We start from the raw sequence: 13,594 nt of genomic DNA on the forward strand, positions 1-13,594 counted from the left end.
CAAAAGAAAAAGGCGCTACAAGAGCGCCTTTTTATCACGAACGCCCGACAACGGGCGATACATGCAATCAGCTCGCCACTTTCGGCTCGACGGTGCGCAGGCGGATATGCAGTTCTTTCAACTGCTTCTCGTCCACTTCCGACGGCGCCTGGGTCAGCAGATCCTGCGCGCGCTGGGTTTTCGGGAAGGCGATCACGTCGCGGATCGAATCGGACTTGGTCATCAAGGTCACGATGCGGTCCAGGCCGAAGGCCAGACCACCATGCGGCGGCGCGCCGTATTGCAGCGCGTCCAGCAGGAAGCCGAACTTCAGGCGTGCTTCGTCGGCGTCGATCTTCAGCGCGCGGAACACTTTCGATTGCACGTCCTCGCGGTGGATACGGATCGAACCGCCGCCCAGTTCCCAACCGTTCAGCACCATGTCGTAGGCCTTGGCGATGCAGGCGCCCGGATTGCTTTCCAGCCAGTCTTCATGGCCGTCCTTCGGCGCGGTGAACGGATGGTGGGTCGCGGTCCAGCGGTCGTTCTCTTCGTCGTATTCGAACATCGGGAAGTCGATCACCCACAGCGGCGACCAGACGTCGTCGAACAGGCCGGCGTTCTTGCCGAATTCCGAATGGCCGATCTTGACGCGCAGCGCGCCGATCGCGTCGTTGACCACTTTCGCCTTGTCGGCGCCGAAGAAGATCAGGTCGCCGTCCTGCGCGCCGGTCAGTTCCAGGATGGTGGCCAGCGTGGCGTCGTCGATGCTCTTGACGATAGGCGATTGCAGACCGTCGCGGCCCTTGGCCTTCTCGTTGACCTTGATGTAAGCCAGGCCACGCGCGCCGTAGATGGCGACGAACTGGGTGTAGGCGTCGATTTCCGAACGCGGCATCGAACCGCCCTGCGGCACGCGCATGCCGACCACGCGGCCGTTAGGCAGGTTGGCGGCGCTGTTGAAGATCTTGAATTCGACGTTCTTGACCACTTCGGTCAGTTCGGTGAATTCCAGCTTGACGCGCATGTCCGGCTTGTCCGAACCGTACTTGCCCATCGCTTCGGAGAAGTTCATCACCGGGAACGGGCTAGGCAGCTCGACCGACATGGTGTTGCGGAACACGATGCGGATCATTTCCTCGAACAGGTCGCGGATCTCCTGCTCGGTCAGGAACGAGGTTTCGCAATCGATCTGGGTGAATTCAGGCTGGCGGTCGGCGCGCAGGTCTTCGTCGCGGAAGCACTTGGTGATCTGGTAGTAGCGGTCGAAGTTGGCCACCATCAGCAGCTGCTTGAACAGCTGCGGCGACTGCGGCAGCGCGAAGAAGCTGCCGGCGTTGACGCGCGACGGCACCAGGTAGTCGCGCGCGCCTTCCGGGGTCGACTTGGTCAGCATCGGGGTTTCGATATCGATGAAGCCCAGGTCGTCGAGGTACTTGCGCACTTCCATCGTGACCTTGTAGCGCAGACGCAGATTGTTCTGCATCTGTGGACGGCGCAGGTCCAGCACGCGGTGGGTCAGGCGGGTGGTTTCCGACAGGTTGTCGTCGTCCAGCTGGAACGGCACGGCGACCGACGGGTTCAGCACTTCCAGCTGCGAGCAAATCACTTCGATCTTGCCCGACTTCAGGTTGCTGTTGACGGTGCCGGCCAGGCGATCCTTGACCACGCCGGTGACGCGCAGGCAGAACTCGTTGCGCACGTGTTCGGCCGCCTTGAATACTTCCGCCTGCTCCGGATTGCAAACGATCTGCACCAGGCCTTCGCGGTCGCGCAGGTCGATGAAGATCACGCCGCCGTGGTCGCGGCGACGATGTACCCAGCCGCACAGGCTGACGGTTTGGCCAAGCAGCGCTTCAGTGGTGAGGCCGCAGTAGTGAGTACGCATTGAGGACATGTTATTTCTCGGTTCAGGTTAGGTGACTCAGTTAATCTTAAATTACTTGCTCGCGATTTCGATCGGACGGGGCGCATCTTCCGGCGCCACCACTCCCATCGACACGATGTACTTCAGGGCCGCGTCGACGCTCATGTCGAGTTCGACCACATCCTTGCGCGCCAACATCAGGAAAAAGCCCGAGGTCGGATTCGGCGTGGTCGGCACGTAGACGCTGACGTAGTCGCCGACCAGATGGTTCTTGACGTCGCCGCCCGGCGCGCCGGTCAGGAAGGCGATGGTGTACGAGTTCTGGTGCGGATACGGAATCAGCACCGCCTTGCGGAAAGCATTGCCGGACGACGAGAACAGCGTGTCCGACACTTGCTTGACGCTGGAATACAGCGAGCTCACCACCGGAATACGCGTCAGCAGTTTTTCCCACAGCTTGACCACGTAGTTGCCGACCAGGTTGTTGGTCAGCAGGCCGGTCAGGAACACGATCACCACCGTCAGCAGGGTGCCCAGGCCGGGAATATCGAAGCCGATCAGGGTACGCGGCTGCCAGCGCTCCGGCACGAACAGCAGCGACTGGTCCATGGTGCTGATCACCAGGTTCAGCACCCAGGCGGTGATCGCCAGTGGCACCAGGATCAGCAAGCCGGTAATGAAATATTTACGCATCGAATACTCTTAGGTGAAGTCGCGGGAATCAATCCGTTTTCGTGCCGGACGCCGGCGCCGGCGCCGGGGATGGCGCGGCGGCCGGCTCCGACTTGGCGCCGCCCTCCACAGGTCCGGTCGCGGTGCCGGTCGCCGGCGGCGTGCCGCCACGGAAATCGGTCACGTACCAGCCCGAGCCCTTGAGCTGGAAACCGGCGGCGGTCAATTGTTTCTTAAACGTGTCCTTGCCGCACGACAGGCAGGCAGTCAGCTGCGGGTCGGAAATCTTCTGCAAGACATCCTTGGCAAAACCACAAGCCTCGCAGCGGTAAGCGTAGATCGGCATCTATTACTCCGCAAAAATCATCAAAACCCTGAATTATAAAGCTTTTTACCGCCCACCTGACTGTTTCCTGCGGCCAAGCCGTTGCTCGGTCGCAGAGTTAATCGATTTCATAAAAAAAATCTATTCGCAAATTGTTCAGGAGCATGATTTAATAACGACTTACCAAGCGTTGATTTCCCAATCCCTGAATCGCCGCATCGTTAGCCGTCCTGACTTACGACGCTCCATCTCTTTGATTCTTTGGGAAATATCGTGAAAAAATACCTGACCGCCGGCCTCTTGGCCGCATGCCTGACCGCTCCGGCCCTGGCCGTAAACTCCAAACTGATCGCCAAGTCGCCGGATGAACCGGTGCATCGCCGCGCCATCGTGCTGTGCATCGCCGTGTTGGTCGGCCTGCACGCCTACTCCCGCCGTCCCAAGCTTGCCGAACGCGTCATGGGCGCCTATGTGCGCTGAGCTGCGCTAGTGCCTGCGGGCACGCTATGAGCGTGTCCGCACATACTTGGCGGCGGGAACTCCTTATAACGGTAAACACACACCTAACAAGGAGTTCAACATGATCAAAAAATTATTGCTTGCCGCCGCCATCGCTGGTTCCTTCGGTACCTTCACGCTGCCGGCATCGGCCGCCGTCATCGTGGTGCAGAACGCACCACCGCCGCCACGCCATGAAGTCGCTCCGCAAGCGCGCCGCGGCTACGTCTGGGTCCCGGGCTACTGGGACTGGAAACGCAACAAGCATGTCTGGACCAAGGGCCACTGGGAACGCGAGCGCAAGGGCTACGTCTACCATCAACCTTCGTGGGTCGAGCGCGACGGCCACTGGGAAATGCAACGCGGCAACTGGGCCCGTGGCGACAGCGACCATGACGGCGTGCCGAACGGCCGCGACGACCATCCGAACAATCCACGCCGCAACTAAGCCTTAACGGCGCCGCCAGATCATCCAGCGCTCCTTGCCGGCGAACACCGGGATGGAGTCGCTGACGGCGTCGTCCGCAAGGCATTCGAAGTCCGCCCGCAGCAGCGCATCCAGCTGCTCGCGGGCGATGCCGAACGGCGGCCCCTTGGGCGCGTCGTCGAAGAAGAAGTAGCCAGCCAACAGCGCCCCCGGCGCCAGCAGCTCAGCCCAGCGCGCCGCCACCCGCGGCCACATCGCACGCGGCATCGCGCACAAAAAAGCCCGCTCGTAAATCAATTGCAGAGGCCGCTCCGGCAGCCAGCTGAAGAAATCCGCCTCGACCACGCGCGCCGCATGCGCCCCGGCCGCCGCCTTGCCCTGCGCCACCGCCGCCGGCGAGAAGTCGATCGCGGTCGCGTCCCATCCGGCATCGGCCAGCCACACCAGTTCGTAAGCCGAGCCGCAGCCCGGAATCAGCGTCGTCATCGGCGCGTGGGCGGCGGCGAAATCGCGCAGCGCCTGCGGCACCCCGCCCTTGTCCCATGGCGTGAAGCGGCGCTCGAAGCGCTCGTCCCAGAACGCCGGCGACAGCGGATCGCGTTGCTGGAAGTCAGTCATGGCTTACAGCAGGTGATGCCAGCGCTGATACAGCTGGAAGCAGGCCACGCCGATACCCACCGCCGCCGCAAAATACACCACCAGGCTCAGCATGCGGTTGGTACGCTGCTGTTCATGGATCAGCAACTTGATCAGCTCGGTGTTGTCGCGTGGCCGCTCGCCGTGCTGCTCCAGCGCGCGATGCACCAGGCGCGGCAGCTGCGGGAAGATCTGCGCATAGCGCGGCGCCTCGTCCTTCAGGCGCTGCCACAGGCCCTGCCAGCCGACCTGTTCGGCCATCCAGTTTTCCAGGTAGGGCTTGGCGGTCTTCCACAGGTCGAGGTCGGGGTCGAGCTGGCGGCCCAGGCCTTCGATATTCAGCAGCGTCTTTTGCAACAGCACCAGTTGCGGCTGCACTTCGACATTGAAGCGGCGCGAGGTCTGGAACAGCCGCAGCAAAATCTGGCCGAACGAAATGTCCTTCAGCGGCCGGTCGAAGATCGGCTCGCAACAGGCGCGCACCGCCGATTCCAGCTCGTCGACGCGGGTCTCCTTCGGCGCCCAGCCGGACTCGATGTGGGCCTCGGCCACGCGCTTGTAGTCGCGGCGGAAGAAGGCCAGGAAGTTCTGCGACAGGTAATCCTTGTCGAAGTCGTTCAGGGTGCCGACGATGCCGAAGTCGAGCGCGATATAGCGGCCGAACGTGGCCGGCTCGATCGACACCAGAATGTTCCCCGGATGCATGTCGGCGTGGAAGAAGCCGTCGCGGAACACCTGCGTGAAGAAGATCTCGACGCCGTCGCTGGACAGCTTTTTCAGGTCGACGCCGGCCGCTTCAAGACGGTCGATCTGCGACACCGGTATGCCGTGCATGCGCTCCATCACGATCACGCTGTTGGAGCAGTAATCCCAGTACATCTCCGGCACCAGCAGCAGGTCGGAGTCGGCGAAGTTGCGGCGCAGCTGGCTGGCGTTGGCCGCCTCGCGCATCAGGTCCAGCTCGTCGTGCAGGTATTTGTCGAATTCGGCGACCACTTCCTTCGGCTTGAGCCGCTTGCTGTCGGCCCAGATGCGGCCGATCCAGTCGGCGGCGATGTGCATCAGCGCCACGTCCTCGTCGATGGACTTCTTCATGCCCGGCCGCAGCACCTTGACCGCCACCTGCTTGCCATCCTTGAGCGTGGCGAAGTGCACCTGCGCGATCGAGGCCGACGCCACCGGCGTGCGCTCGAAGCTGGCGAACAGCTGGTCCGGATGCGCGCCCAGCGATTTGCGGATCTGCGCGATGGCCAGGTCGGAATCGAACGGCGGCACCCGGTCCTGCAGGCGCGACAGTTCGACCACCAGGTCGGCCGGGATCAGATCGCTGCGGGTCGACAGCACCTGGCCGAACTTGACGAAGATCGGCCCCAGCTCCTCCAGCGCCATGCGCAGCCGCACGCCGCGCGGCGACGACAAGTCGCGCCAGAAAAACATGCCGTTGATCAGGCGGGCGGTACGAGGAACTTTTAAACCGGAAATGGCGATCTCGTCGAGACCATACTTCACCGAAACCCGCAGGATTTTCAGCAGGCGTAAGAATTTCAACATCATTTGGATCCCAGTTTCTGTTCCAGTTTGGCCAGGCGCTTGGCGGCGCGTTCGACGTCGTCGCGCAGGCGCACCACGTCGGCCGAGAATTCGGTCACGGATTGCGGACGAACCAGCAATTGCTTTTCATCGAGCAGGAACTCGGCGACGTTTTCCGCCAGCTTCTGGTGGCCGTTTTTGGCCGCCGCGAAGGCCGCCTTGGCGCCCGACACCAGCCGCACGGCGGCGATCGGGCCGACCACCTTGTCCAGGTCGTGCTCGGCCTCCCAGCGCAGCGACTGGCTCAGGCTGGAGATGGCGTTGGCGAATTCGGCGTCGCCTTCGATCTGGACATAGGAAAACGCCCGCTCGCGGTTTTGCGCGATCAGCGGCAGGTCGGACAGTTTGACGCGGATGGTGACGCGCGCCGGCGCATCGGCCGGTGCCGCCTCGACCAGGCCGTCGGCGGTCACGCGCAGGCGCAGCGCGACCGCGCCGGCGTCGATGCAGGCGACCTTGCCGGCGTGCAGGCGCAGCTGCAGGCGCGCCCACGGCTCCTGCGCCAGCAAATGATTGATGGCGGCGCTGGCCGGCGCCGCTGAGAAGTTACTTGGAGACACAGAAATCATGCTTTCGCCGTTCAAAACAAAACCGCCCGGAAATACGGGCGGTTTGATCTTACAACATATCGGGCTTTACCCCTCAACCGCAGCGCCGCCGCCGGGGTCAGACCCCGGATGGGGTCTGACCCCTGTATGGCCCTGCGGGGTTACGCCAGCTGTTGAATACCGGCCAGCATCCAGCCCGTGGCGCCGGAGACCGGCTTGGACAAGTTCCACACTTCGTTGAACGGCTCGGCCAGCGCGTCCGGCGCCGGCTTGATCATGCCGGCGAACTTGACGCTGGCGAGATACTCGTTGCCGCTGGTCTCAATGCCCAGCAGTTCAGCGTCGATGCTGACCACGTCGGTGAAGTCGGCCTGACCGCCGCGTTCGGTGATCTGCAGCTTCAGCTCGGCGAACACCTCGGGCGTGGTGAACTCGCGGATATCGGCGACATCACCCTTGTCCCAAGCCGCTTGCAAGCGGATGAAGTTGCTCTTGGCGACACGCAGGAAAGACGGCGCATCGAAGTCGGCCGGCACGCCCCAAGGGGTATGCGCGGGCTGCTGCACCGGCGTCGGCTGCTGCAGGCGCGAACCGATTTCCGGCGTGGCGTTGCCGCCATATACCGGTGCGGCAGGCGGTGGCGTGTACTGATTCTGATTGCCGCCGAAGGCCGACGGACCGTTGGCCGCCGCCGGCTGCTGCGAGCGACCGCGGATCATGCGCACGATGAAATAGATCACACCGCCCACCAGCGCCAGCATGATCAGCGTGCCGAACATGCTGCCCAGCGCGCCGCCGAGGCCGAAGTGCGAGAACAGCGCGCCCAGGCCGAGACCCAGCAAGGCGCCGCCGAGGATGCCCTTCCATGGGCTGGCCGGTTTAGGCGGCACGGCCGGCGCGTTCGGCGCCGGCGCCGGAGCGGCCTGACGCGGCGCCTGCTGCGGCGCGGCGGCCGGCGGCATGCGGTTCACGTTCTGCGACTGGCGTCCGATCGAGCGGCCGCCGCCCATCGGCTTGGCGGTCGCCTCGGCCAGCATGGAGAAGGCGGAGACGGCCAGCATGGCGCCGATCAGGATTTTTTTCATGTTCATGGTCATTCCTACAGTGATTACAGTTTGATACCGGTGTGTAAAGCGGCCACACCTGCCGTCAGATTGTAATACGTGACGCGCTCCAGACCGGCCTGCTCCATCATGGTCTTCAGCGTGTCCTGGTCCGGATGCATGCGGATCGACTCGGCCAGGTAGCGATAGCTTTCGGCGTCGCCGGCGATCTTCTGGCCCATCCACGGCAGCACCTTGAACGAATAAATATCGTACGGCTTTTGCAGCGGCGCGGCCACTTTCGAGAATTCCAGCACCAGCAGCTTGCCGCCCGGCTTCAGCACGCGGCGCATTTCCGCCAGCGCCTGATCCTTGTGCGTCATGTTGCGCAGGCCGAAGGCGACGCTGACGCGGTCGAAGTAATTGTCCGGGAACGGCAGTTTTTCCGCGTCGCACAGTAAGGTGGGGGTCAGCAGGCCGCGATTCAAGAGGCGGTCGCGGCCGACGCGCAGCATCGACTCGTTGATATCGGTGAGCCAGACCTCGCCGGTCGGGCCGGCCTGCTTGGCGAAGACCTTGGCCAGGTCGCCGGTGCCGCCGGCGATGTCCAGGCACTTGAAACCGGGGCGCACGGCGGCGTGGGCGATGGTGAAGGTCTTCCAGATGCGGTGCAGGCCGGCCGACATGACGTCGTTCATGATGTCGTACTTGGCGGCGACGGAATGGAAAACCTTGGCCACTTCGCGAACTTTGTCTTCTTCCGCGACGGTTTTGTAGCCGAAATGAGTGGTATTGGTCATGTTATGCAGGCCCGTTAAGTTACCTGCATTATACAAGACACTATTGTGCTTTTAGAGCACGCCACTCCAGGCCGAGGGATGCACGCTTGGGGAAGCCCTTCCACAGCCCGGGATCGGGCTTGATGGTGCCGTCGGCGGTCAGCGGCGGCAGTTCCAGATATGGCTGCAAGGGCTGCTGTTTCAGGTGGATGCCGAGGAAGGCGGTCACGAAGTGCTGGTTGATGTTGTTGATGCGGCGGCTGTCCCACACTGGTTCGGAGTAGGACTGGAAGTCGTCGGCGTTGCTCCACATTGCCGGCGACGGTGGATTCGGCGCGGAGTTGTGGCGGCCGCCGACGTAGGTCAGCAGGTAGCGTTCGGCGTGGACCGCGCCCTGGAACAGTTTCAGCACGCCGTCCTGGTAGCCGGCCACGTCGTCCTGGTCGCCGCTGACGAACAGCGTCGGCGTGCGGATGCCGGCCAGGCCGGCTTCATCGAACACCTTGTGCGCGCCGCCCCACGGCGCGAAGGCCACCACCGCCTTGATGCGGGGATCGCGGCGGGATTCGTAGTCGGTGTTGCCCTGCTGGTTGACCGCCAGCTTGCCGCCGGGGACGTAGGCCGCCGCCACCGGGCTGACGCCGGCGCCGACCGTGTTCAGCGCGCCGTAGCCGCCCATCGAGTAGCCGATCAAGGCGGTGTTGTCGGCATCGACCACGTTGGACAGGAAGTTGCCGCTGCCCTTGCGGCTCCAGGCCGCCACGGTGTCCAGCACGAACAGGTCGTCGAGGCGACGGTTCAGCAGAGTGCTGGCGAAGCCGGCCTTGTCGGCGCGGGTCGATTCGGGGTGGTCGATCGCGACCACGATGTAGCCTTTCGAGGCCAGGTTCTCGGTCAGGTAGCTCATTTGCAGCCGCGAGCCGGGGTATCCGTGCGAGACGATCACCAGCGGGTAGCGGCCAGCCGAGGCGGCGAGGGCAATGGCGGCGGGCGCGGCGGCGTCACGCGCGGCGGCTGTGGCGGCGGCTGGGGCCGCGTTACGTGCGGCGGCGGCCGGAGCGGCGGCGGCGAGCGGTACGGCGTCACGTGCGGCGGCGCCCGGGGCGGCGGCGGCGAGCGGTGCGGCGTCGCGTGCGGCGCGGCCGTTGAACTGGAACGGCGTGTTGGGCCGCTTCGGATCGTTCGGACCGGAGCCCAGGACATCGGTATAAACGGTATGTTCTTTTTGTCCGGCCGCCAGTTGCGCCGGATACCAGACCTCCAGCGTCAGCTTGCGGGCGTAGCGCGGGTTCGGCGTCGCATCGCTGACGCGCAGCACATCCAGCTGATCCGCATGCTCCACCACCAGCGTGCGCACGCCGACGGCCAGCGGACCGCGCGCGGCCAGCTCCGGCGCGTCGGGACGCGCGTCGCCGAAGTACGCCAGCGGTGCGGCCTGCGCGTCCGAAGCCCCCGGCGCCGGCCGCGCAGCAGAACCGCCCTGCGCGCCCTGCGCACCTTGGGCCAGCGCGCCATGTGTCGCGGCGACGGCGCCCAGTGCCAGAACAGCGATAACTACCTTTGCTAACCTCATTCCCGCTCCTATAAGCCCAAATGCTTCCGCAGCGTGCTGCCCTGGTAAGCCGTGCGGAACAAACCGCGCCGCTGCAACTCGGGCACCACCAGCGTCAGAAAATCATCCAATCCACCAGGCAGCGACGGTGCCATGATATTGAAACCGTCGGCCGCCTCCTGCTCAAACCACGCCTGCATCTGATCCGCCACCGCCTCCGTCGTGCCGACCACCGTGAAGTGGCCGCGCCCACCGGCGATGCGCTCGTACAGCTGGCGTATCGTCAAATTCTCGCCCTGCGCCAGATCGGTCAACAGCTGCTGGCGGCTGCGCTGCCCGTCCTGCGTCTGCGGCAACTCCGGAAGCGGGCCATCCAGCGGATACGCCGACAAATCGAAATTGCCGATCATCCGACCCAGCAGCGCCAACCCGGCCTTGGGCTCGATCAACGCCTGCAACTGCGCGAACTTGTCGTCCGCCTCCGCCTGCGTGCGCCCCACCACCGCGAACAACCCCGGCATGATCTTCAGCGACTCCGCCGCGCGGCCCTTCTCCACCACACGGCGCTTGATGTCGCGGTAAAAGTCCTGCGCCTTGGCCAGCGTCGGCTGCGCGGTGAACACCACCTCCGCCGTCTCCGCCGCCAGATCGCGTCCCGCCTCCGAGCCGCCGGCCTGCACCACCACCGGCCGGCCCTGCGGACTGCGCGCCACGTTCAGCGGCCCCGCAACCGCGAAATGCATGCCGCGATGATTCAACTTGTGCAGCCTGGCCGGATCGAACAGGCGCGCGCCCTCCTTGTCGTTGACGAAGGCATCGGCGTCCCAACTATCCCACAGTCCTGTGACAACCTGATGAAATTCCCGCGCCCGCTCATAGCGCGCCGCGTGCGCCACGTGCTGGTCGCGGCCGAAGTTGGCCGCCTCCGCCGCATTGTCCGACGTGACCAGGTTCCAGCCGGCGCGGCCGTCCGAGATCTGGTCCAGCGACGCGAACTGCCGCGCCACCGTGTACGGCTCGTTGTAGGTGGTGGTCGCGGTGCCGATCAAGCCGATACGCTCGGTCGACGCGGCCAGCGCCGACAACAGCGTCAACGGCTCCAGCGCCGGCACGCCGCCGGTCAGCGCCAGGCTGTCGGCGAAGAACACCGCGTCCAGGCAAGCCCGCTCCGCGTTGCGCACCTGCTGCTGGAATACCTTGAACGGATTCGACACCAGATCCGTCTGCGGATGCCGCCATGCCGCGACGTGGTGGCCGTGCCGCATCATGAAGGCGGCGATGCTGAGTTGGCGCGCCATCAGAAGTCCTTGCGCGCGGTGATGCCGAAGTAGCGTTCGTCGTCACGCGGCACGGCGCGGGTCACATAGCCGGTCGAAGTAACCAGATTGGTGACGTAGGATTTGTTGGCCAGGTTCTTGCCGACCAGCGCGATACGCCAGCCGCTGGTCGGCGACGACAGCGCGATGCCGGCGTTGACGACGCCATACGCGCCCTGAATCGCATCCGGCGACTGGAACAGGTCGAACTGCGTCTTGGCCTGGTAAGAGTAGTCGGCCGAGAAATCGATGGTGAGACCGTTCTGCAGTGCCAGCGCGTAGTTGGCGCGGGTGAAGCTCTTCCACTTCGGAGAGAACGGCAAAGGCTTGCCATTCAGGTTGCACGACGCGGCCGCCGCCGCAGGGCAATTGAAGCTGTCGATGCTGGCGTCGGTGTAGGCCACCGACGCGGTCAGCGTCAACTCGCGCACCGGGCGCGCGGTCAGGTCCAGCTCCGCGCCCTTGGTCGAAACGTCGCCCGCGTTGATCAGGCGCGTGACGACGGCGCCGGCCACGGTGTCGTAGAAGTTGGCCTGGTAGTTCTTATACTTGGTGTCGAACACCGCCAGGTTGGCGGTCAGGCGGCGGTCGAAGGCGGTGGCCTTCAGTCCCAGCTCGAAGGAATCCGAAGTCTCCGGTTTGAGCGCCAAGGTATCGCGGCTCAACATGTTGAAGAACACGTTGTAGGCCGGCCCTTTGTAGCCGCGCGAGTAGGTCGCATACGCGTTCACGTTGCGCGACACATCGTATTGCAGGCCGAGGCGGCCGGAGTAGCCGTCCTCGCTGGTCGAGCCGCTGTTTTGCACGCCCGGCTGCACGCCGGCGAAGGCCACCGCCTGGGTCGAGGTGCGAACATGGTCGTAGGACAGTTCGTCCTTGGTCCAGCGCGCGCCGGCGATGGCGCGCCAGTCCTGCGCCAGACGCAGCGTACTCTCGCCGAACAGCGAGTAGCTGTCGCTCTTGACGCCGTAGTTGGCCAGGCCCGAGTTGATGGCCGCGCCGTTGTTGACGATGCGCTGGTAGGTCTCGCGGTCCTTGCCGTGCAGGTAGAAGGCGCCCACCACGTATTCCGCGAACTGGTCCTTCGGCGACGCCAGGCGCAGCTCCTGCGACGCCTGGCTGAATTCGACCGTGCCGATATCGCGCGTGGCCGGATACGCGGCCGAGATGCGCGCCGCTTCCGCCGCGTTGCCGATGGCCGAGGTGGAGGTGTATTGCTGGTTGTCCCAGTCGCGCACCGCCGTGATCGAGGTCAGCGTGTAGCCGCCGTTGCGCCAGTCCACCTGCGCCGACAGGCCGCGGTTCCTGTCGCTGATATCGCTCGGGATGTCGGTGTTGACCCGGCGGTTCTCGGCCGAAGCCACCACCGGCGCGATCGCCTGCGAGAACGGTGCGCTGGTCGATTTGTAGGCGACGAAGGTCGGCGACGAATTCGAGCCCAGGTAGTCGGCGATCAGCGTCACGTCCAGATCCTTGTTCGGCGTGATGTTGACGCGGGCGCGGGCGCCCTTGCGATCATAGCCGTTCACCTTGCCGCCGCCGGCGTGCACGTTGTCGACATTGCCGTCGTAGTCGGCGTACAGCGCGGTGACCGCCGCCGTCACCACGCCCGGCTGGATGCTGCCCGACAGGCCGGCGCGCACGCGCTTCTCGTTGCCCTCGTACCAGGAGGCGTCGACGAAGCCGCTGGTCTGCTCGGACGGCTTGCGGCCGATCACGTTCAACACGCCGGACGAGGCGTTCTTGCCGAACAGCGTGCCTTGCGGGCCGCGCAGGATTTCAATGTGCTCGATGTCGAGCAGGTCCAGCGTCGCCTGGCCGGGGCGCGCATACACCACGCCATCGACCACGGTGGACACGGTCGGCTCGACGCCGGGCGAGGTGGAGATGGTACCGATACCACGAACAAAGATGGTGGTGTCCTTGTTGCCGCCCTGCTGGCGGAAGGTCACGCTCGGCACTTCCTGGACGATGCTGTCGATGCTGGTGCGGTTGGCCTGCGTCAGCGCGTCGCCGTCCAGCACGGACACCGCGATCGGTACCGATTGCAGCGAGGCGTCGCGGCGGGTGGCGCTCACGGTCACGCTGGCGATGGCGGCGCTGTTCGGCTCCGCAACCTCCTCCGCATAAGCCGTCGAAACCAGCAAAGCGCCGATGGTCAGCGCGCCAAAAATTTTATGATTGTTCTTCATTCGTGATCCCTTGATTTGAAAGCGCGCCTTGCGCCATATGCAGAAAACCTTCTTTCATCATCGAAGAACCTGCTTAGTCCTCACCATGACGCCTGCTACACTAAAAGTGGTACCGGTACCCTTTTTTTAGTGTCGTGGCGGGCCGGTTTGAAGTCAAAGAATTAAAAAAA

At 64.4% G+C, this 13,594-nt stretch carries 13 protein-coding genes; 2 read left to right on the plus strand and 11 right to left on the minus strand.

The window, feature by feature from the left end:
- Positions 1–67: 67 nt before the first annotated feature.
- From aspS to GW587_RS01290, 3 genes are read right to left on the minus strand one after another with little or no spacing between them, the layout of a single operon-like run.
- Entirely contained in the window at positions 68–1,867 is a 1,800-nt protein-coding gene (gene aspS / locus GW587_RS01280) for an aspartate--tRNA ligase (RefSeq protein WP_207393301.1), read from the minus strand.
- A 51-nt stretch (positions 1,868–1,918) separates the two neighbouring features.
- Positions 1,919–2,539, minus strand: coding sequence for a DUF502 domain-containing protein (locus GW587_RS01285; protein ID WP_166097631.1), 621 nt, complete (start codon positions 2,537–2,539; stop codon positions 1,919–1,921).
- A 28-nt stretch (positions 2,540–2,567) separates the two neighbouring features.
- A complete protein-coding gene (locus GW587_RS01290) occupies positions 2,568–2,864 on the minus strand; it encodes an FmdB family zinc ribbon protein (protein ID WP_166097634.1) in 297 nt (98 codons plus the stop codon).
- Between the two features lie 252 nt (positions 2,865–3,116).
- Between GW587_RS01290 and GW587_RS01295 the strand changes: the two genes are divergently transcribed.
- The gene (locus GW587_RS01295; protein WP_166097636.1) at positions 3,117–3,323 is read left to right on the plus strand and encodes a hypothetical protein; all 207 of its coding nucleotides are present in this window, start codon (positions 3,117–3,119) and stop codon (positions 3,321–3,323) included.
- 100 nt (positions 3,324–3,423) lie between these two features.
- The gene (locus GW587_RS01300; RefSeq protein WP_166097639.1) at positions 3,424–3,789 is read left to right on the plus strand and encodes a YXWGXW repeat-containing protein; all 366 of its coding nucleotides are present in this window, start codon (positions 3,424–3,426) and stop codon (positions 3,787–3,789) included.
- 3 nt (positions 3,790–3,792) lie between these two features.
- Here the strand turns inward: GW587_RS01300 and GW587_RS01305 are convergent, their stop codons facing one another.
- The 8 genes from GW587_RS01305 to GW587_RS01345 all read right to left on the minus strand — a co-directional run bounded on the left by GW587_RS01305 (position 3,793) and on the right by GW587_RS01345 (position 13,424).
- Positions 3,793–4,386 carry a methyltransferase domain-containing protein gene (locus tag GW587_RS01305; protein ID WP_166097641.1) on the minus strand — a complete coding sequence of 198 codons (594 nt, stop codon included), beginning with the start codon at positions 4,384–4,386 and terminating at the stop codon, positions 3,793–3,795.
- A gap of 3 nt (positions 4,387–4,389) precedes the next feature.
- Positions 4,390–5,958, minus strand: coding sequence for a ubiquinone biosynthesis regulatory protein kinase UbiB (gene ubiB / locus GW587_RS01310; protein WP_166097644.1), 1,569 nt, complete (start codon positions 5,956–5,958; stop codon positions 4,390–4,392).
- Positions 5,955–6,563 (minus strand): ubiquinone biosynthesis accessory factor UbiJ, encoded by a 609-nt coding sequence (locus GW587_RS01315; protein ID WP_166097646.1) that lies wholly within the window; start codon positions 6,561–6,563, stop codon positions 5,955–5,957. The genes ubiB and GW587_RS01315 overlap by 4 nt, the downstream gene beginning before the upstream one ends.
- A 140-nt stretch (positions 6,564–6,703) precedes the next feature.
- Positions 6,704–7,633, minus strand: coding sequence for a Tim44 domain-containing protein (locus tag GW587_RS01320; protein ID WP_166097648.1), 930 nt, complete (start codon positions 7,631–7,633; stop codon positions 6,704–6,706).
- Between the two features lie 17 nt (positions 7,634–7,650).
- Positions 7,651–8,385, minus strand: coding sequence for a bifunctional demethylmenaquinone methyltransferase/2-methoxy-6-polyprenyl-1,4-benzoquinol methylase UbiE (gene ubiE, locus GW587_RS01325; protein ID WP_166097650.1), 735 nt, complete (start codon positions 8,383–8,385; stop codon positions 7,651–7,653).
- A 40-nt stretch (positions 8,386–8,425) separates the two neighbouring features.
- Positions 8,426–9,937 carry an alpha/beta hydrolase family protein gene (locus GW587_RS31135; RefSeq protein WP_229259248.1) on the minus strand — a complete coding sequence of 504 codons (1,512 nt, stop codon included), beginning with the start codon at positions 9,935–9,937 and terminating at the stop codon, positions 8,426–8,428.
- Positions 9,938–9,945: 8 nt separating this feature from the next.
- On the minus strand, positions 9,946–11,214 hold the full coding sequence (locus tag GW587_RS01340; RefSeq protein ID WP_166097653.1) for an LLM class flavin-dependent oxidoreductase: 1,269 nt from the start codon (positions 11,212–11,214) through the stop codon (positions 9,946–9,948).
- Positions 11,214–13,424 carry a TonB-dependent receptor gene (locus GW587_RS01345; protein WP_166097655.1) on the minus strand — a complete coding sequence of 737 codons (2,211 nt, stop codon included), beginning with the start codon at positions 13,422–13,424 and terminating at the stop codon, positions 11,214–11,216. The genes GW587_RS01340 and GW587_RS01345 overlap by 1 nt, the downstream gene beginning before the upstream one ends.
- Positions 13,425–13,594 lie beyond the last annotated feature (170 nt).

Origin of the sequence: Duganella aceris (assembly GCF_011090165.1) — a bacterium.
In the GTDB taxonomy this organism is placed as follows: Bacteria; Pseudomonadota; Gammaproteobacteria; order Burkholderiales; family Burkholderiaceae_D; genus Rugamonas; species Rugamonas aceris.